The organism is Nitratidesulfovibrio sp. D1 (genome assembly GCF_051133415.1).
Lineage (GTDB): Bacteria > Desulfobacterota > Desulfovibrionia > Desulfovibrionales > Desulfovibrionaceae > Cupidesulfovibrio.
Genome location: NZ_JBPGNZ010000001.1, coordinates 341719 through 360992 on the forward strand (window position 1 = coordinate 341719; position 19274 = coordinate 360992).

The following is a 19274-nucleotide window of genomic DNA, read 5'->3' on the forward strand; positions in this document are numbered from 1 at the left end:
GCTCCGCGCCCGTCACCGGGCGCACGGGGGCCGTGGCAGGACAAGAAAAACGCCCCGGCCGGGATTCCGGGCGGGGCGCGAGGGCCATCATGCCGTGCTGGCAGCCGCAATGCACGGAGGGCGATGACCGCCCGAGGCCGCGCAGCGGGAAAACACCCGGCTAGGAACCGGGCCTCGCGGGGCCGCCCTCTTCCCCGTCACCCGTTCCGTCGGCCATGCCGAACTCCACGAGCTTGCGGTACACCGTCTGGCGCGAAACGCCCAGCAGCCGGGCCGCGCGGGCCTTGTTGCCCCCGGCCCTGCGCAGCGCGTCGGCCAGCAGTTCCGGGGTCAAGCGCAGGCGGCGGCCCGCGTCGGGACCGTAGGGGGCGGCATCCTCGCCCACGTGCCCGCCAGACGTGCCGTCCGATTCGGCCGGTGTGGCGGACGCCGGGGCCGCTCTCCGCCCGGCAACGGGCAAGTCCACGGGCGTGCCGTCGGGGTAGAACCCGGAATGGGCCGCTCCTTCAGGGCCCACGGCCGGGCTGACTGGACCGACCGGACCGACCGGACCGACTGGGGGCACGCCGCCCATGTGGCCCGCCCCGGAGCGTCCCCACTCCACCCGGTCGGCCCGGCCGCCGGTCCATCCTCCACCCGCATTTCCGGGCAGGTCCGTATCGCAGGGGATGGAGCGCGGCACGGCGGCGGCCGGTGACCCCACCCCGGCGGCGGCGCGCACTTCGGGCGGCAGGGCGTCCACGTCGATAACGTCGCCGCGCGAAAGGATGAAGCCGTGCTCCAGCGCGTGGCGCAACTCACGCACGTTGCCCGGCCAGGAATGCGCCGTCAGCGCCTTCAGCGCCGCCGGGGTCACCCCGGCCACGCGGCGGTGGAAGTGGATGTTGAACTGTTCCACGAAGTGGTCCACCAGCAGCGGAATGTCCGGACGCCTGTCGCGCAGGGCGGGCAGGTGCAGTTCCACCACCCGCAGCCGGTAGTACAGGTCCTCGCGCAACCGGCCGGAACGCACCAGTTCGGGCAGGGGACGGTTGGTGGCGGCGATGACCCGCACGTCCACCTTCACGGTGCGCGTGTCGCCCACCCGCTCGAACTCGCGTTCCTGCAACACCCGCAGCAGCTTCAGCTGCACGGCGGACGAGACGTCGCCGATCTCGTCCAGAAAGATGGTGCCCCCGTGCGCCAACTGGAACCGCCCCACCCTGTCGCGCACGGCCCCGGTGAAGGCCCCGCGCACGTGGCCGAACAACTCGCTTTCCAGCAGGTGTTCGGACAGCGCCGAGCAGTTCACCTTGACCAGCGGCCCCAGCGCGCGCGGCCCGCCCCGGTGCAGCGCCTCGGCCACCAGTTCCTTGCCGGTGCCCGATTCGCCGGTGATGAGCACGGTGGTGTCGGTCTGGGCCAGTTCGTCCAGCAGGTGGAACAGCTCGGACATGGGCGCGCTGCGCCCGATGATCTGGTTCATGCCCGCCCGGTGGCCCAGGGCCTCTTCCAGCCCCGCCAGGCGGGTGACGTCGCGCGCCACCAGCAGCGCCCCCAGGAATTCGCCCCCGCCGCCCGCCAGCGGCGCGGCCTCTATCTCGAACACCTGCTCCCGGCCGTCGGCCAGTTGCGCGGAAACCCGGCGTCGGCGCGAGGCCCGGCGCGCGCCCAGGGTTTCGTCCAGCACCGGCCGGAACAGCGGGGCGAACAGACCCAACGCCTCGTCAAAGCGCCGCCCCGCCGCCTGGCGGGCATCGCGCGCGCCGCCGGGCAATTCGCGCGCGGCAAGGTTCATGCGCTGCACCCGCAGGTCCGGCGTCACGGTCACCAGCACGTCGGGCACGGCCTGGAACACCGCCTCCAGGTGCACCCGCAGGTTTTCGCGCTCGGCCACCAGGGCGCGGCGTTCGTCCTCCAGGGCCTTGTGGCGCAGGGCCGTCCGGGCCGCCTGAAGCATCTGCTCCTTGTCCACGGGCTTGATCAGGTACTGCTCCGCCCCTTCCGACACCGCCCGCACGGCCGATTCCACGCTGGGCCGCCCGGTCAGCAGGATGACCGGCACGAAGGGGCAGCGCTCGCGCACGACGCGGGCGAAATCCAGTCCGTTCTCGCCGCGCAGCACGATGTCGGTGACGACCAGGTCCGGCGGGCCGCCGTTGGCCGGTTCCAGCGCGCGCAACGCCTCGTCCAGGCTGGCCGCCGTGACCACCACGTGCCCGTCGCGGCGCAGGAAGGCCGACAGGGTGAAGCGGATGCTCTCCTCGTCGTCAACGAGCAGTATCTTCGCCATGGGCGACCTCCCCACGGGGGCTGGCGTTGCGGGGTTCCGCTTCCGGGGCTTCGGACGGGACCTCGGAAGGCGCCTCCGGCAGGACCACCACGGCGCGGGTGCCCGAGGCCCCGTCGCTGTCCAGCATCAGCGTGCCGCCGTGGCTCTTGATGATGCCGTAGCTGATGGACAGGCCGAGCCCGGTGCCCTTGCCCTCCGGCTTGGTGGTGAAGAACGGCTCGAACACCCGGTCCAGCACCGCCGGGTCGATGCCCGTGCCGGTATCCGCCACGGTGACGCACACGCACGGGCCGCTCACCGTCAGGCGGCCGCCCGAGCGCCGGGCGGAGCGGCGCTCGGGGATGCATGCCCCCTTGCAGCGGTCGTCCCCGGCTTCGGACGGCGCGCCCTTGCGCCCCCCTCCCCCCGTGCGGCCCCCCCGGTGCGGCCCCAGCGAAGACCGCGCGGCCGTCAGGGTCAGGTGCTTGGGCCGCCGCGCCCCGCCAGACAGAGCGGCATCCGGCGGGACGGCATCCGGCGGGGCGGCATCCGCGAATCCCGTGGAGAACGCCGCGTTCAGGGCGTGGTGGGCGTTGGCCAGCAGGTTCATGAACACCTGCTGGAGTTCGCCGGGGCGGCCCACCACCATCAGCGGCGCTTCCGGCAGGTCGAGTTCGATGACCACCCCGTCGCCCTCCATGTGGGTGCGGGTAAGGGCCAGGGCGTCGTGCAACACCTCGCGCAGGTCCACCCGCGCGTCGGAGTCCCGCCGGTCGCGCCCGAAGAACAGCAGGTTGCGCACGATGCCCGCGATGCGCTGGCCCTCGCGCAGGATGCGCCCGGCCAGTTCGGGCTGCGGCTCGTGGCGCATGCCCCCCTGCGCCGCCGAATCCGCGTCGTCCAGCATCAGCTGGGCGCAGTTGATGATGCCGTTGATGGGGTTGTTGATCTCGTGCGCCACCCCGGCGGCCAGTTCGCCCAGGGCGGCCAGTTGCCCGGCCCGCACGGCCTCGGCCCGCAGGCGGTGCAGTTCGGTCTGGTCCTCCACCACGCCCAGCCCGAACAGGGGCAGCTCGTCGGTGCCCCAGACCACCGTGGAGGTCACGCGGCACAGCCTGATCTGGCCGTCTGGCCTGCGCACCCGCACCTCGAACCGGGCCACCCGGTCGCGTTCGGCCCGGTTGCGCTGCATCTCATAGGCCAGAGATTCGCGGTATTCGGGCAACACCAGGTCGAGCACGTGGGTGCCGCGCATCTCGCCCAGGGTCAGCCCGGTGATGGCGCACAGCGCCCGGTTGGCCTCGATGACGTTGCCCGCCGCGCTGGTGTGCAAGAGGCCCACGGGCACGTCGTCGTAGATGCGGCGCAGCAGACGTTCGTGCCTGCCCAGGGCCGCCTCGTGGGCATGGACCATGCGGTCCTTGTGTTCCAGGGTGGCCTGCAATTCCTCTTCGGCCCGGCGCTGGGTGGTCACGTCGTGCACGTACACGGCGATCTGGGCCACGCGGCCCTGGGCGTCGTGCACGGGCGCCAAGTTGTGGCGCAGCACACGGCCGCCGTCGCGGTCCTCGAAAGAGCCGCCGCGCCCGGTGGCCACGCAGCGGGCCAGTTCCGCCCGGCGCTTGCCGGCCATCTCCGGCGGCATGTGGGTGAACATGCTCTCGCCGGTCATGTCCTGCCCGTCGCGCCAGGCATGGCGCGAGGCGGCGCTGTTGTGCGCCACGATGGTGCCGTCCGGCTCCATCAGGAAGGCGGCCCCCGGCGCCGCATCCAGCAAAGCGCGGCGGGTTTCGCCTATCTCGCGCAGGGCGCGGCGGGCGTTGACCGCCTCGGTGATCTCCACCCCCACCAGCAGCGCCCGGCACACGATGCCGCTGCCCGGCAGGCCGCGGCCCGCCAGGGTGATGTTGAAATGCCGCTCGCCCGCGCCGCCGGTGACGGCCAGTTCGCCGGTCACGCGCTGCTCGCCCGCGAAGGTGCGCGCCAGCAGGGGCGCCAGTTGCGCGGCCACCCCGGCGGGCACCAGTTCTTCCAGCCTGCGGCCGCGCGCCTCCATGCGCCAGACCCCGAACAACGCCTCGAAGCCCCGGTTGACCATGCGCACCCGCCCGTCGGCATCCGCGCACAGCGCCAGCAGGGGCACCGAATCCAGCAGCATGTCGGGGGTTTCGGGGTCGGCATCCAGGGGCAGCAGGCGCGCCTCGGCCTTGCGCAGCCGGTGGCGCAGCACGGCCACCTCGGCGCGCAGGCGTTGCAGTTCCTGGTCCGGCGTCAACGCGAGGGGGGCAAGGGGGGCGAGGGGGGCGAGGGGCTCGGGGGTCTGGGCGGCGGACTGGGGGAACAGGACCTGCCGGGGTACTGCCGCCCCGGCGGGCGTGCCGCCGCCCGCCGACTGTTCAGCACGGGCGGCACGGGCGGGACAAACGGAATTGGCAGAACTGGCAGAACCGGCAGAACTGGCCGGATTAGCCGGACTGGCCGGGCTGCCCGAGCTGCCCAGACTGGAGGACACGGGCGGTTCCGCCGTGCCGGGGGATGCCTGCGGCGCGCCCCCGGAGCCGGGCGGCGTGCCGGTACGGGAAGCGGCGCGCTTGGGCATGGTCTACTTGCTCACCCACAGGGAAAAACGGTTCACCCGGTCGTGCAGCCGTTCGCTGACGCTACGTCCGAACATGCGGCGCATCAGGGTATCGGGCAGCGCCGTGCGGCGGCCCACCGCCACCACGGCAAACCTGTCCCGCTCGGCCACACGCAGGATGGTCTCGGCCTTGTCGGCCCTGTCGGTGCAGTCGCGGCCGCCCACCATCAGCACCCGGATCCGGGCCTCGTCCACGCCGTTGGCCAGCACGGCCTCGCGCGCGGCGGCGATGGCCTCTTCGCCCGACATGCACGAGCCAAGGCCGGACGCATGGCCGGACGTATCGCCGCACGCGCCGTCCGGGCCGTGACCGGCCCCGTTGCCCGGCTCGCGCCCCAATTCCCGCCCCGGTTCCCGCCCCGGCTCCCGGCAATGCAGCAGGGTCACGGTGTGGTCCTCCGCGCCGGGGGTGTTCAGCATGAACCCCACATGATCGGCCATGCGCAGGTTTTCGCCGGAACCGTCCACGCACAGCAGCACGCCGGACAGGCCCGGCTCCGGCTGGTGGCACACCCACAGGGGGAAGGCTATCTCCTCGCCCAGCAGCCCGCGCGAAACGCTGGTGGTGTAGGTCTGCTCCAGCCAGCCCAGGTAGCGGCGGCCGGAGACCACGGCATCGTACAGGCCCCGGTGGGCTTCCTCGACGATGTCGCGCACCACGCCGAACTGGCGGGGCACGGCGCGCGTCTCCACGTTCTCGGCCGCAAAGCCGTGCTCCACGGCCCACCGGCGGGCCCGGGCCAGCTGTTCCATGCCCTGGCGCATCTGCGCGTCGGACAGGATCACCTCGCCAAGGCCGGCGGTGTAGGCGTCGGGCACCACGTAGAACAGCGTCAGCCGCAGGGCAGTTTTGCAGCGGAAGAATCCGGCCACGAAACGCAGGTTCCACGATTCGCCGCCGTCTCCCCCCATGGTCAGCAGCAGGTGGCGCTCCATGGCGGACCTACTGGAACAGGTAGCCGTAGCGGACCGAAATGCCGTCGGTGCGCTCCGCGATGTGGGCCACCAGGTCTTCCACGGTTTCCGCGGTCACCACGCCCACCTCCCGGGCAAGGTAGTGGCGCAGCGTGCCCTCGCTCTGCGAGAACACCCAGACCACGGAATAGGCCGAGCCCACGGCGGGCCGGGACGGGAATTCCGGCGTGGTGGAAAGCAGCACCCGGATCTTGGGCGCGTCCTTTTCGGACAGCACGAACAGCGAACTGGCGTTGAAGACATCCTTCAGGCGGAAGGCCAGGCGCGCCCCCAGGCTGTCGGTGCCCTCCAGCTCCACGGCCACCTGCACGGCCCGGTCCACGTTGGGGGCGGGCTTGTCGGCCACGGCCTTGGGCGCGGCCTCGGCGGCCAGCGCGGAAGAGACGCCGACGATTCCGGGGAACAGGGAGGACTGGGGAAACAGGGGGAACAGTGCGGCGGCGATCAGGAACAGCGAAACGGACAGCAGCAGGAGCGCCCATGGGCGCGGCTTGGATGCGGACGTGCGGAGCGGGAACGGGCGCGGCATGACACAACCTCCTTGCGGTTCACGGATCGTCCCACAAGGGTAGTCGCTGCCGAAGCATTTAGCAAGACGCGCCCCTTGCGGGCACCCGCATGAACAGTGTGGCCACCAGCGAACACGCCGCCAGCGCGGCCCCCAGATAAAACGGAATGCGAAAGTCCATCATCCACAACATGCCGCCCACGGCGGGCACCACCACCGCCGCCACGTGGTTCACCGCAACGCCCACGGCCATGCTGGGGGCGATGTCGGCAGGGTCGGCGATCTTCTGGAAGTAGGTGCGCACGGCCACGATGAAGTTGAAGAATATCTGGTCCAGCACGTACAGCAGGCCCACCAGCCAGCGGTCCTCGACCACGGTGTAGGCCAGGCAAATGCCCCCCAGCGACAGGCATTCCAGCACCAGCAGCCTGCGTTCGCCCACGGCGTTGATGGCCTTGCCGATGAGCGGGTTCAGGAACCAGTTCACCGCGTTGTTGAGCATGAAGAACAGCGTCATCTCGCGCACGCCGAACTCGAAGCGCTCCACCAGCAGGAAAGCCGAGAACACGATGAATATCTGCCGCCGCGCCCCGCCCAGCAGGGTGAGCAGGTAGAACAGCCAGTAGCGTTTGCGCATGACCATGCCCCGGCGCTGCACCGGCAGCCCCTGGGCGCGCGGGTCGCGCGTCAGCGCCCACAGCCCGGCGATGACGGCCAGCCCGCCCGAGATGGCGAACAGGCCGGAAAAGGGCAGCACCCCGGCGGCAAGGAAGATCACCGCGCCGATGGCCAGGTTGCCCCCGGCGTTGAGCCCGCGCAGCCGCCCGATGACCAGCGGGGCCGTGCGCACGTCGAAGTACTGGAGGATCAGCGACTGGTTGGTGGTCTCGAAGTAGTGGAAGCCGAAGGACATCAGCATGGTGGTGAACACGATGCCCCCGAACGACGGAAAGAACCCGGCGGCCAGCACTCCCACGCCCAGCATGACCACCGAAAGCGCGGCCAGGCGGTGCTCGCGCAGCACCAGCAGCAACAGGATGACCCCGATGGACAACAGGCCCGGCACCTCGCGCAGGGACTGCACCAGGCCGTTCTGCGCGCCGGTAAGCCCCGCCTCGTGCACGGCGAAGTTGGTGTAGAGCGTGCTCCAGCCCTGATACCCGATGGCGTTGGCCAGGGTGAGCACCAGCAGGAAGACGTACATGGGCCGGTTGGGAATGGTGGGCAGGTCGGGGACGCGCTGCACGCAAGGCTCCTGCGGGCGGAACGGAAGATGTCGCGCCGGATGGGGGACGGAAAGGATGCCGGTGCGGGACGGGCGCCCGCGCACGGGGTTGGGCCGGAAGGTGTGCCCTACGCCCGCGCGTGGGCACTGTCAACGAGGCGAGCGCGCGCCAGTCCGCGCGGGCCGGGGCCGGAGAGGCCCAGCCCGCCGGGGAGGAAGGAAGGGGGGAGAGGGGGGAGAAGGCGAGCGAAAGGGCACCGCAGGAATTACCGGTCGCCGAACACCTCGGCCTCGAACCAGTACAGTTCGGTGCGCCCGTCCTTCCAGGCGTCCTGCCAGACGCCGGGGGGCAGGCCCGCCTTGCGGCAGGTCTGGGCCAGGAAGGTTTCGCGGTCCCAGCCCCATTCCACGGGCACCTGCGGCAGCAACACCCCGGAGCGGAAGCCCTGGCGCACCAGCAGCCCGTGCCGCCCCACCCGCACCAGGGACGGGTCGGGGCAGCGGGTCAGGGGACCCAGCACCGAGATGTCCAGTTCCAGCCCGGACGCCTCGGCGGCGGTCACCGGCGGAAAGCGCGGGTCCTCGAAGGCCGCCGCGCGGGCCATGCGGGCCACGGTGAGGTACAACGGCCCATCGCCCACCATGGAGCCGATGCAGCCGCGCAGGTGGCCGCCCTGCTTGAAGGTGACGAACGCCCCCAGGGAACGGTGCAGCACGCCGGGGGGCGGCGCGGGCACCCCGGCGTCATCGGGGCCGCCGGACCCTTCCGGTTCGTCGTCACCCCCGGACAGGTGGCGCAGCACGACCCAGCGGGCAAGATCGAGCAGCCATGCCCGCTCGGCGGCGGACAGTTCCAGCCGGAACGCGCCGGAACCGGCGTCAGCGGGATCGGGGGCATCGGAACCATCGGAGGGCGCATGGGGCGCGGGCATGGGGACTCCCTCGCGCGCCACGGGGGCGACACCATGCCGCCCGGCAGTGGCCGCGCGGGCTCATGGTGCCAGAGCCCGTCCGGCCCGTCCACAGGAACGGCGGGACGCGGGCATGGCGGGGCTGGCGGGACTGGCGGGACATGGCGGGACATGGCGGGACATGGCGAACAGGTGGGGCGCGGGGGGGGGGTACCCCACCGGCCACCGATGGACTTTCCCCCATGGCCGCTATAAGCTCCCGGTCATCTTTCCCCGCAAGAGGTCACATGGCGCATCCCTCCCACGGCAATGCACCGGCCCACGGCAACGCACAGCCCCCCGGCGACACGCCGGGACATGGCGGCGTACCGGGCCGCCGCCCGTGGCGCGTCACCACGGCCACGGGTGTGACGGTGGGGGCCGCCCTCGTGGGACTGCTGGTCTTGCTGGGTCTGCTGGTCATGGTGGCCCTGCCGCGCGAGCCGCGCACCGTGCGCATCGGCTTTGCGGGCCAGCTCGAAGGGCTCATGTCCGACCTGGGCGTACAGGGGCGCAACGGCGCGCAACTGGCCGTGGAACACCTGAACGCCTCCGGGGGCGTGGCCGGGCGGCTCCTGGAACTGGTGGCCGAGCACGACGGCACCACCCCCGAGGAAGCCCGCGCCGCCGTCACCCGTCTGCTGGCCCGTGACGTCCGGCTGGCCGTGGGCCACATGACCAGCGGGCAGACCGTGGCCGCCCTGCCCCTGTGGGAAGCCGCCGGGGTGCCCCTGATCTCGCCCACCACCAGCGCCCCCTCGCTGGAGGGCAAGGAGGACGGCTTCTTCCGCGTCATTCCGGTCAACACCACGTGGGCCGTGGCGCTGGCGGCGTACGCCCGCTCCGCCGGGCTGCGCGAGGTGGCCATGGTGCGCGAGACCGCCAACGCCCCCTTCTCCGCGCCGTTTGCGGAAGCCTTCGCGGGCCGGTTCCGGGAACTGGGCGGCACCGTGGCCGCCGACCTGCCCTACGCCACCGCCGACCGGCGGGAATTCTCCGAGGCGCTGCGCCATGCCCGGCAGTCGGCCGCATCGGGCGTGCTGCTGGTCTGCCCGGCGCGCGACGTGGCCATGGCCGCGCAGGCATTCCACCGCGACGGGTTCTTTCCCGCGCTGTACAGTTCCTCGTGGGGCTACACCCGCGAACTGATGCTGGCGGGCGGGCGCGACGTGGAAGGCATCGTCTTCGCCCACGCCTACGCCGCCGACCTCGACGACGAGGCCTTCCGCCATTTCCAGGCCGACTACGCGGCCCGCTTCGGCTGGATGCCCAACTTCGCGGCCGCCTTCGCCTACGAGGCGGTGATGGTGGCGGGCGACGCCCTGGCCCGCGCCGGGGGCGATCCGGCCGGACTGCGCAAGACCCTTCCCGAAGTCGGCAGCCTTGCCGGGGTGCTGGGACCCATCAGCCTCGACCAATACGGCGACGTGCAGCGCCGCTCGTTCATCCTGACCATCCGCGACGGCGAATTCGCGACACTGCAATGAGCACGCCCCCCACAGCCCCCACCGGCCAGGCCCGCGCCACCGACCCCGCCCCCGGCAGCGCGCCCCGCTCGCTGCGCCGCCTGCTGCACACCCGGCTGCTGGTGTGGCTGGTGCTGCTGGGCCTGTGCATCCTGGCCTTCGCGGGCACCTTCACCTACCTTGGCCGCAAGGCCGACTTCGAACGGCAAAGCGCGCTGCTGACGGCCACGCTGGCCCGCTACCTCGAAGAGCACGTGGACAACGCCGCCCTGTCGCTGGCCCGGCTGGCCTCGGCCCTGCCCCCCTCGCCCTCGCCCGCCCGCGTGGCCGAGGAGTTGGGGCGGCGGCGGTCCACGCGCCAGTATTTCGCGCGGATCATGCTGCTGGACCATGCGCAGCGGGTGGTGTTCTCGCTGCCGGACGGCCCCGTGATGGTGGACTTTCCCGTGCTGCGCGGCAGGGACGCGCACCGCCACGACGGGCGCGGCTACCGGCTGGGCAGCCCGGCCCCCCTGCCCGACACCGGCGAGGTGGTGGTGTACATCAGCGAGCGCCTCGAAGGCGGCGGGCAACTGGTGGGCGCGCTGCGCCTGAACGTATTGCAGGAACACGTGCTGCACCTGCTGCCGGGAAGCGACAGCGCGGTGTTGCTGGCCGACGCCTACGGCAACCTCATCGCCCACCCCGACCTGACCCGCGTGCAGCGCCAGGAGAACATCGGCCACCTGCCCTTCTTCAGGACCGCCGCCCGGCCCGATGCCGACCAGACCGTGCAGCGGGTGCGGTTCGAGGACGAGACGTGGTTCGCCTGCACCGCCGCGGTGGCCGGGCCGGACTGGACCATCGTCACCCTGAAGCGGCAGGGAGCCGTGCTGTCCGAGGTGGCCAGCGAGATGGCCGTCTTCCTGCTGCTGCTCACGGTGCTGCTGACCGTGTTCGCCGTGTCGCTGCTGGCCGAACTGGAATGGGCCATCGCCCGCCCGCTGTCCGAGTTCTGCCAGTCCATCCGGCGGGTCTCGGGCGGCAGCTACGACCTGCCGCCCCCGGACGGCGGGCGGCTGGCGGAACTGAACGAGGTGGACCGGGAATTCCGCGACATGGCTGCCACGGTGCGCCAGCGCGAGGGGGCGCTGCGCCGCACCCGGGCCTACGTGCAGCAGATGATGGACGCCATGCCCTCGGCCATCATCGCCCTGGACGGGCATTGCCGGGTGGTGCGCATGAACCCCGCCGCGCTGCGCCGCACCGGCCACGCCGTGACCCCGGCGGGCATGCCCCTGGCCGAACTGCTGCCCGGCCACGAGGAGACCGCCGTACGGCTGGCGGCCGCCATGGCGCGCCGCATCCCCGTGGACCGCGAACGCGTGGTCACCCTGCACGGGGGGCAGTACCGCTACGAGGACGTATCGCTGTACCCCATGGGCGGCGCCGGCGAGGGCGACGGGGGCGTGCTGCGCATCGACGACGTGACCGACCGGGTGCGCATGGAAGAGGTGCTGGTGCAGTCGGAGAAGATGCTGTCCGTGGGCGGGCTGGCGGCGGGCATGGCCCACGAGATCAACAACCCCCTGGGGGCCATCCTGCAGGGGGCGCAGAACATCCAGCGGCGGCTGGCCGACGGTCTGCCCGCCAACGAACAGGCCGCCGAACGCCTGGGCTGTTCGCTGCCGGTCATCCGCGCCTACCTGGAGGAACGGCGGGTGCTGGAATTCCTGGACAGCATCCGCGAGGCGGGCTGCCGCGCCGCCAACATCATCACCAACATGCTGGAATTCAGCCGCAGCAGCGGGGCGCGCCGCACCACGGTGAACCTGCACGCCCTGCTGGACCGCACGGTGGACATCGCCGCCAGCGACTACGACCTGAAGAAGCGCTACGACTTCCGGAACATCACCATCGTGCGCGACTACGCGCCCGACCTGCCGCCGGTGGTCTGCTCCGAACAGGAAATCGCCCAGGTGCTGCTGAACCTGTTGCGCAACGCGGCCCAGGCCATCGCGGCGCGTCCGGATGCCTCGCGGGCCGACATGCCCGCGAGAGCGCCGCAGGACGAGCCGTGCATCGTGCTGCGCACGCGAAACGAAGAGAAATGGGTGTACATCGAGGTGCGGGACAACGGCACCGGCATGCCGGAAGAGGTGCGGCGGCGGGTGTTCGAGCCGTTCTTCACCACCAAGGAAGTGGGCGTGGGCACGGGGCTCGGCCTGTCGGTGTCCTACTTCATCGTCACCCGCAACCACGCGGGCGCCTTCGGCGTGGCCTCCGAGCCGGGCCGGGGCTCCACCTTCACCCTGCGTCTGCCGCTGCCCGGCAGCGACCGCGCGCCCGAAGCGCCGCGCGAGTATCCCGGCTGCCCGGTGTAACGGCCCGCGTCAGGGGCGTTTCCGGGGAGGGGCTGACGACGGGCCGGGGCTCATCCGCCTCCTGCCGCTACCCGCGCAGGAAGGACACCACGCTCCACCCCGCCAGGAGCAGCAGCAGCGCGCCGGTCAGCCGCACCAGATGCAGGCCGTGGCGCTCGTAGAAGCGGCGCATGGGCGCGGTGTCCAGAAAGCGCACGAAGATGGTCCAGCCCACCAGCGCTTCCAGCACGATGACCGCGCCGTAGGCCACCCGCTCGCCCGTGGGCGTGCCGGGGGCCACGAACTGCGTGAACACCGAGAGGATGAACAGCGTCACCTTGGGGTTCAGCAGGTTGCAGAACAGCCCGTCGCGAAAGCCCTCGCGCAGGGTGGGCGGCGCGGCCCCCCCGCCGCCTTCGTCGGCCCGCGCGCGCAGGGCCTTCCACCCCACCCACGCCAGATACCCGGCCCCGGCCAACTGCACCGCCTGGAACGCGCGGGGGCTGCCCTGCAACAGGCCGGTGCCCAGCACCGCCCAGGTCACGTGAAAGGTGAGCCCCAGACAGATACCCAGCACGCAGGCATAGGCCGCGCGCGTGGGACCGCCCGCGCCGTGGCGCACCAGCAGCATCATGTCCGGGCCGGGACTCATGCGGCCCACCATGCACAGGCCGAACAGGGCGAAAAGATTGTAGAGCATGACGGCAAGAAGGGAGGGGGTTAGGAAAGAAGACGCGGGCCGGGAGAGACACGAAACCGTTCTGAACCAAAAGACATGCGTCTATCCGATGCACCGCTCCAGCATTGAAGGAGCCTTTATTCCTTATACTCCGCGCCGGTCTTTCCGGCGCGGATGGCTGGTGCGGACACGATGCAAGGAATTACGAGTTTTTGTGGCCGGGCAAGGCGGCGCGTGATTTTCACGCGGAGCGTACTGGCGTACGTGAGCAGGGAAAATCGCGCGCCAACGCCGCCCGGCCCAAAAAGACGGATTCCGCTGGCAGCGTGTGCGCGCTACCAAAAACAGCACTGTCCCTAGCCAGCCTAAAACCCCGGCTCCAGCGGCGGCCAAACCAGCCACGGCCCGTCGGGCACGCCCGGCACGGTCGTGCCGTCCCCGCGCGGCAGCACCCGCACGGCCCGGCCCTCCACGCGCAAGCGCCCCGCGGCCAGCCACTGCAACGCCTGCGGATAGATGCGATGCTCCATGGCGTGAATCCGCGCCTTGAGATCATCCAGCGGTTCGCCGGGGTTCACCGGCACGGCCGCCTGCACGATGACCGCGCCATGGTCCATCTGCTCGTCCACGAAATGCACGGTGCACCCGGCCAGGGTCACGCCGTAGTCCTGGGCGTCGGCCGCGCCGCGCAACCCCGGAAAGCTGGGCAGCAGCGCGGGGTGGATGTTCACCACCCGGCCCGGAAACGCCGCCAGAAACCCCGGCGTGAGCAGCCGCATGTACCCGGCCAGGGCCACGGTGTCCGCCCCATGGGCGCGGATGGCCGCCACCATGGCCGCGTCGAAGGATTCCCGGTCCGGATGGTCCGCCGGAGAAAGGGCCAGATGCGCCACGCCCGCCGCGCGGGCGCGCGTGAGGGCGCGGGCCTCGGGCTTGTTGCACAGCACAAGGCACACCCTGGCATCCAGCGCGCCGCTGGCGATGCGGTCGAGAATGGCCTGAAGGTTCGACCCGTTGCCGGAGGCAAGCACGGCCAGTTGCAGCGTCATGTGGCTCCCTGAAAAACGGGTTCGGTGTCAGACGGCCGGGGCCAGGCCCCGCGCGGGGCTACCCCGCCGTCACGTCGATGGCATCCCCGGCCCGCAGCACGCCGCCGCGCAGCACCCTGGCGAACACCCCTTCGGTGGGCATGATGCAGAAGCCCACGGTCTTGTGAATGTTGCACTTGGAATGACAGGTCTTGCCGATCTGGGTGATCTCCAGAAGGATGTCCGGCCCGGCGGTGAGCCGGTCGCCCACCGCGCAGCGGGTCAGGGGCAGCCCTTCCACCAGGATGTTTTCCGCAAAGTCGCCCGCCGCCAATTCCGGCATGCGCGGGCGCATCACGTCCACGCTCTCCACGGCCAACAGGCTGACCTGCCTGCCGCTGCCGCCATGGGCGTCCTCTTCCACGCCGTAGTCCTCGCGCAGGGTGATGGAATCCACCACCCGCTTGCGTTCGCCTTTCCGCTCGCTGATACAGACGGCTCGTACGATGCCCATGCGGTGCCTCTCCCTTGGATGTCCGTAAGGATGCCGCGCCCGGCGCGGGGCCGGGCGGGATTGCGGACCGGAACGGTCCGGTCACGCATTCCTCACAACACGGGACGTTTCACCTGTCAAATGGAGTCGCACTGGCGCACGGTCCGGCACCGGACCAGCATTCGATAAAACCCGGCACCCGACGACATCCGGGAAGCCCCGGCTACATCTCGGGCAAACGCCTGACCAACTCGTCCACCAGCGCGGGGATGGTGAAGTCCTCCGGCTGGATATGGCAGGTCAGGCCATGGCCTTCCAGCGTCTTGCGGGTGACGGGGCCGATGCAGGCCAGCTTCACCTCGGGGTGGGCCTTTACCGTGTCCACGGGCACCAGCGAGAAGAAGTTGTCCACGGTGGACGAAGAGCCGAAGGTGACGCAGTGGATGCGCCCTTCCTGCATGCGGGCCAGCACGTCGTCCTTGCGGGCGGTGCTGGGCACGGTTTCATACACCGGCAGCACGTCCACCACGGCCCCGGCCTTGCGCAGTTCGTCGGGCAGCACCTCGCGCGCCTCGCGGGCGCGGGGCAGCAGCACGCGCTTGCCGCCCATGCCGCGCGCCAGCATGCCTTCCACCACGCCTTCGGCCACGTACTTTTCGGGGATGAAGTCCGGCTCGATGCCCTTGGCGCGCAGCACGTCGGCCGTGGCGGGGCCGATGGCGGCCACCTTGCGCCCGGCCAGCGCGCGCGAATCCTGCCCGCACGCGGCAAGGCGGGTCCAGAAGTGCTTCACGCCGTTGACCGAGGTGAACACCACCCAGTCATAGTCGGAAAGCTCGCGGATGGCCGCGTCCACCGGGGCGTAGTCGGCCAGGGGGATGATCTCGATGGTGGGGAACTGCACCACGTCCGCGCCCAGTTCGCGCAGGGCTTCGGCCAGGCCGCTGGCCTGCTCGCGGGCGCGGGTGACCACCACGCCCTTGCCCAGCAGGGGCTTCTGCTCGAACCAGTTCAGGCGGTCGTGCAGGTTGACCACGCCGCCCACCACGATGAGCGAGGGGTTGGTGAAACCGTGCTTCGGGCCTTCTTCCGGCAGGGTGGCGATGGTGGCCACCAGACTGCGGTGACGGGCGGTGGTGCCCCAGTGCACCAGGGCGGCCGGGGTGTCCGGGGGCATGCCCGCCTCGATGAGCTTGCGCGAGATTTCGGGCAGGTTCTTCATGCCCATGAAGAAAACCAAGGTGCTGGCGCTTTCGGCCAGGGCCTTCCAGTTGTGCACCGAGCCGGGCTTGGTGGGGTCTTCGTGCCCGGTGATGAACGACACGGACGAGGAGTAGGAGCGGTGCGTCAGCGGAATGCCCGCGTAGGCGGGACCGGCCACGGCGCTGGTGACGCCGGGCACTTCCTCGAAGGGGACCCCGGCGTCCAGAAGTTCCTCGGCCTCTTCGCCGCCGCGCCCGAACATGTAGGGGTCGCCGCCCTTCAGGCGGGCCACGGTCTTGCCTTCCCTGGCCTTGTCCACGATCAGGCGGTTGATGCTGTCCTGCGACAGGGTGTGGTCGCCGCCCTTCTTGCCCACGTAGATGATTTCCGCGCCGGGCTTGGCGTAGGAAAGGAACGCGTCGTTGGCGAGGTAGTCGTAGACGATGACGTCCGCCGATTCGAGGATGCGCTTGCCCTTGAGCGTGAGCAGGCCGGGGTCGCCGGGCCCCGCGCCGATGAGATAGACCTTCATCCTTCCTCCGTGGTTCTGCGTGAGCGCACGTCAGCGTCTTTTTATTGATGGGTCGGGTCTGCGGGGCGCGGCGTAACATCCGCGCACGCAGGCGGCAGGAGGATGCCTTTCGCGCACTTGCCGTGTCCAGAAATATTTCCGTCGCAACCGGAACAAGGCGTGCACGCGCGCCGACGGCGGCCTCCACACACGGCCAAAAAGGGTTGCAAGGGGCGCGGCCCCTTGCCGGAGGGGTCCGGGGAGGCAGCGCCTCCCCGGCAATCATCCCACCCGCTAGCCGATGGCCTCGCGGAACCGCTGCTGCAACGCCTCCAGCTTGGCCTTGGCGTCGGCCAGTTCACCGGCGCGGGCGCGCTCCTTGGCCACCACCTCGGCGGGGGCCTTGTCCACGAAGCTCTCGTTGGCCAGCTTCTTGTTGACCTGCACCAGGTCCTTTTCGATCTTGCCCAGTTCCTTGTCCAGACGGGCAAGCTCCGCCTCGAAGTCCACCGCGCCGGTCAGCGGCACGATGACCTCGTTGCCGGACACCACATTGCTGGCCGAGGCGCGCGGGGCCTCGATGGCGGGGCCGAACTCCGCCTTTTCCAGCCGGGCCAGCACCAGCAGCATTTCGCGGTTTTCCTCCAGCACCTGGAGGTCGTGCTCGCTGGCCGTGCGCACCAGGGCGGTGAGACGCAGCGAGGGGGCGATGTTCAGTTCTGCCCGGATGGTGCGCACCGCGCCGATGACGCCCTGCACCAGTTCCATGCGCGCGGCATCCTCGGGCTTGACGCAGCCGGGGCGCGCCGCCGGGAAGGGCTGCGCGGCGAGGTCGGTGCCCGCGTTGCCGGGCAGGGCCGCCCATATCTCGGAAGTGACGAAGGGCATGATGGGGTGCAGCAGGGTCAGCGTTTCGCGCAGCACGGTGAGCAGCACGTGCTGCGCCGCCGCCTTGCGTTCGCCCCCGGCCTGCATGTCCGGCTTGATGAGTTCCAGATACCAGTCGCAGAACTCGTTCCAGATGAACCGGTACAGCCCCTGCGCCGCATCGTTGAAACGATAGCCCACGACGGCGGCGTCGGTGGACTCCTTCATCTCTTCCAGCCGGTGCAGAATCCAGCGGTGGTGCAGCCCCTGCACGGTGTCCAGGTCCACCGGCGCGGGCGGTTCGTCGTCGGGCAGGTTCATCAGCGCGAACCGCGCGGCGTTCCACAGCTTGTTGACGAAGTGGCGGTAGCCCTCGATGCGGTCTTCGCTGAGCTTGATGTCGCGCCCCATGGCCGCGAAGGCCGCCAGGGTGAAGCGCAGCGAGTCGGTGCCGTACTTGTCGATCATTTCCAGCGGGTCGATGACGTTGCCCGTGGACTTGGACATCTTGCGGCCTTCGGCGTCGCGCACCAGGGCGTGGATGTACACGTGGCGGAACGGCGCCTCGTCCATGAAGTGCAGCCCCATCATCATCATGCGGGCCACCCAGAAGAACAGGATGTCGAAGCCGGTGACCAGCACCGAGGTGGGGTAGAAGGTCTTCAGTTCGCGGGTCTCGTCGGGCCATCCCATTGTCGAGAACGGCCACAGCGCGGACGAGAACCACGTGTCCAGCACGTCCTCGTCCTGCGTGAGGCGGGTGGAACCGCAGGCGCAGCGTTCCGGCGCGTCCACGGCCACCATGAGCTTGCCGCAGTCGTCGCAGGTCCAGGCGGGAATGCGGTGCCCCCACCATATCTGGCGGCTGATGCACCAGTCGCGGATGTTGTCCAGCCAGTTGTAGTAGGTCTTCTCCCAGTTGTCGGGGAAGATCTGCGTGGCGGCGGGCACGGCGGCGCGGGCGCGCGGGGCCATCTTGCTGGCCGCCACGAACCATTGCGTGGACACGTGCGGCTCGATGACCGACTTGCAACGGTAACAGTGGCCCACGCTGTGGTCCAACTCCTCTTCCTTGACCAGAAGGCCCTGCGCCTGAAGGTCGGCCACCACGCGCTTGCGGCATTCCTCCTTGCTCAGGCCCGCGTAGATGCCGGCGTGCTCGTTCATCACGCCGTCCTCGTCGATGACCTGGAGGAATTCCAGCTTGTGGCGGTGCCCCAGTTCCCAGTCGTTGTGGTCGTGCGAGGGGGTGACCTTCAGCGCGCCGGTGCCGAACTCGCGGTCCACGTAGCTGTCGGCGATGACCGGAATCTCGCGGTCGGTCAGGGGCAGCTTCACCGTCTTGCCGATGAAGGCGGTGTAGCGCTCGTCCTCGGGGTGCACGCACACGGCGGTGTCCCCGAACATGGTCTCCGGCCGGGTGGTGGCGATGACCAGTTCGCCGCTGCCGTCGGCCAGCGGGTAGCGCACCTGCCACAGGTGGTCCTTGCGCGTCAGGTGGTCCACCTCGTCGTCGGCAAGGGCGGTGTGGCAGCGGTTGCACCAGTTGATGATGTAGTCGCCCTTGTAGATCAGGCCGTCGTCGTACAGCTTCACGAACACCTGGCGCACCGCGCGCGAAAGCCCCTCGTCCATGGTGAAGCGCTCGCGCGTCCAGTCCACGGAAGCGCCCATGGCGCGGATCTGGTTCAGGATGCGGGTGCCGTACTCCTCGCGCCATTCCCAGACCCGCTCGATGAACTTCTCGCGGCCCAGGTCGTGGCGGCCCTTGCCCTCCTTGGCCAGCCCGCGCTCCACCACGTTCTGGGTGGCGATACCCGCGTGGTCGGTGCCCGGCACCCACAGCACCTTCTTGCCCTTCTGGCGGGCATGGCGGCACAGGATGTCCTGGATGGTCAGGTTGAGGGCGTGGCCCATGTGCAGGGCCCCGGTGACGTTGGGCGGCGGTATGACGATGGAGAAGGGTTCGCCGGGGGCGTCCAGGTCGGGGGTGAAGGTCTTGTTCCCCTCCCAGTGGGCACGCCAGCGGGATTCGACGTCCCGAGGCTCGTAGCCCTTGGGCAGCGCGTTGTCCGACATGTTGTAATCTCCGGAAAAGATGATGTAGTGTGCCGCACCGGCGGGCGATGCGCGCGGCA

13 protein-coding genes are annotated in these 19274 nt (G+C 70.5%); 2 read left to right on the forward strand and 11 right to left on the reverse strand.

The annotated features are described in order from the left end of the window. Positions 1-160: 160 nt before the first annotated feature. The 6 genes from ACR4XJ_RS01480 to amrA all read right to left on the reverse strand — a co-directional run bounded on the left by ACR4XJ_RS01480 (position 161) and on the right by amrA (position 8529). Positions 161-2272 (reverse strand): sigma 54-interacting transcriptional regulator, encoded by a 2112-nt coding sequence (locus tag ACR4XJ_RS01480; RefSeq protein WP_434753537.1) that lies wholly within the window; start codon positions 2270-2272, stop codon positions 161-163. Continuing rightward, entirely contained in the window at positions 2250-4850 is a 2601-nt protein-coding gene (locus ACR4XJ_RS01485) for a PAS domain-containing sensor histidine kinase (protein WP_434753538.1), read from the reverse strand. Before ACR4XJ_RS01485 ends, ACR4XJ_RS01480 begins: the two co-directional genes overlap by 23 nt. Before the next feature lie 3 nt (positions 4851-4853). Continuing rightward, positions 4854-5825: a universal stress protein gene (locus tag ACR4XJ_RS01490; protein ID WP_434753539.1), complete on the reverse strand. Its 972-nt coding sequence runs from the start codon at positions 5823-5825 to the stop codon at positions 4854-4856. A gap of 7 nt (positions 5826-5832) precedes the next feature. Beyond that, entirely contained in the window at positions 5833-6393 is a 561-nt protein-coding gene (locus ACR4XJ_RS01495) for a hypothetical protein (RefSeq protein ID WP_434753540.1), read from the reverse strand. 58 nt (positions 6394-6451) lie between these two features. Beyond that, entirely contained in the window at positions 6452-7618 is a 1167-nt protein-coding gene (locus ACR4XJ_RS01500; protein WP_434753541.1) for an MFS transporter, read from the reverse strand. A gap of 245 nt (positions 7619-7863) precedes the next feature. After that, positions 7864-8529, reverse strand: coding sequence for an AmmeMemoRadiSam system protein A (amrA, locus tag ACR4XJ_RS01505; RefSeq protein ID WP_434753542.1), 666 nt, complete (start codon positions 8527-8529; stop codon positions 7864-7866). Between the two features lie 266 nt (positions 8530-8795). Here amrA and ACR4XJ_RS01510 point away from each other — a divergent pair, with 266 nt between their 5' ends. Together ACR4XJ_RS01510 and ACR4XJ_RS01515 are read left to right on the forward strand one after the other, a co-directional pair. Next, positions 8796-10034, forward strand: coding sequence for an ABC transporter substrate-binding protein (locus tag ACR4XJ_RS01510; protein ID WP_434753543.1), 1239 nt, complete (start codon positions 8796-8798; stop codon positions 10032-10034). Beyond that, the gene (locus tag ACR4XJ_RS01515; protein ID WP_434753544.1) at positions 10031-12376 is read left to right on the forward strand and encodes a sensor histidine kinase; all 2346 of its coding nucleotides are present in this window, start codon (positions 10031-10033) and stop codon (positions 12374-12376) included. Before ACR4XJ_RS01510 ends, ACR4XJ_RS01515 begins: the two co-directional genes overlap by 4 nt. Before the next feature lie 67 nt (positions 12377-12443). Here ACR4XJ_RS01515 and ACR4XJ_RS01520 read toward each other — a convergent pair whose 3' ends face one another. From ACR4XJ_RS01520 to ACR4XJ_RS01540, 5 genes are all read right to left on the reverse strand, one after another. Beyond that, a complete protein-coding gene (locus ACR4XJ_RS01520; protein WP_434753545.1) occupies positions 12444-13055 on the reverse strand; it encodes a LysE family translocator in 612 nt (203 codons plus the stop codon). 344 nt (positions 13056-13399) lie between these two features. After that, positions 13400-14083, reverse strand: a complete 684-nt coding sequence (gene purN, locus ACR4XJ_RS01525) for a phosphoribosylglycinamide formyltransferase (protein ID WP_434753546.1) — start codon at positions 14081-14083, stop codon at positions 13400-13402. A gap of 58 nt (positions 14084-14141) precedes the next feature. After that, the gene (locus ACR4XJ_RS01530) at positions 14142-14576 is read right to left on the reverse strand and encodes an MOSC domain-containing protein (protein WP_434753547.1); all 435 of its coding nucleotides are present in this window, start codon (positions 14574-14576) and stop codon (positions 14142-14144) included. Between the two features lie 202 nt (positions 14577-14778). Next, a complete protein-coding gene (gene cobA, locus ACR4XJ_RS01535) occupies positions 14779-16290 on the reverse strand; it encodes a uroporphyrinogen-III C-methyltransferase (protein WP_434753548.1) in 1512 nt (503 codons plus the stop codon). Positions 16291-16563: 273 nt separating this feature from the next. After that, entirely contained in the window at positions 16564-19215 is a 2652-nt protein-coding gene (locus ACR4XJ_RS01540) for a valine--tRNA ligase (protein ID WP_434753549.1), read from the reverse strand. Positions 19216-19274 lie beyond the last annotated feature (59 nt).

Coding starts and splice junctions, on each gene's coding strand:
- ACR4XJ_RS01485 (WP_434753538.1), bottom strand. CDS start 4,850: ATGCCCAAGCGCGCCGCTTCCCGTACCGGCACGCCGCCCGGCTCCGGG.
- ACR4XJ_RS01495 (WP_434753540.1), bottom strand. CDS start 6,393: ATGCCGCGCCCGTTCCCGCTCCGCACGTCCGCATCCAAGCCGCGCCCA.
- ACR4XJ_RS01490 (WP_434753539.1), bottom strand. CDS start 5,825: ATGGAGCGCCACCTGCTGCTGACCATGGGGGGAGACGGCGGCGAATCG.
- ACR4XJ_RS01530 (WP_434753547.1), bottom strand. CDS start 14,576: ATGGGCATCGTACGAGCCGTCTGTATCAGCGAGCGGAAAGGCGAACGC.
- amrA (WP_434753542.1), bottom strand. CDS start 8,529: ATGCCCGCGCCCCATGCGCCCTCCGATGGTTCCGATGCCCCCGATCCC.
- ACR4XJ_RS01515 (WP_434753544.1), top strand. CDS start 10,031: ATGAGCACGCCCCCCACAGCCCCCACCGGCCAGGCCCGCGCCACCGAC.
- ACR4XJ_RS01480 (WP_434753537.1), bottom strand. CDS start 2,272: ATGGCGAAGATACTGCTCGTTGACGACGAGGAGAGCATCCGCTTCACC.
- ACR4XJ_RS01540 (WP_434753549.1), bottom strand. CDS start 19,215: ATGTCGGACAACGCGCTGCCCAAGGGCTACGAGCCTCGGGACGTCGAA.
- purN (WP_434753546.1), bottom strand. CDS start 14,083: ATGACGCTGCAACTGGCCGTGCTTGCCTCCGGCAACGGGTCGAACCTT.
- ACR4XJ_RS01510 (WP_434753543.1), top strand. CDS start 8,796: ATGGCGCATCCCTCCCACGGCAATGCACCGGCCCACGGCAACGCACAG.
- ACR4XJ_RS01520 (WP_434753545.1), bottom strand. CDS start 13,055: ATGCTCTACAATCTTTTCGCCCTGTTCGGCCTGTGCATGGTGGGCCGC.
- cobA (WP_434753548.1), bottom strand. CDS start 16,290: ATGAAGGTCTATCTCATCGGCGCGGGGCCCGGCGACCCCGGCCTGCTC.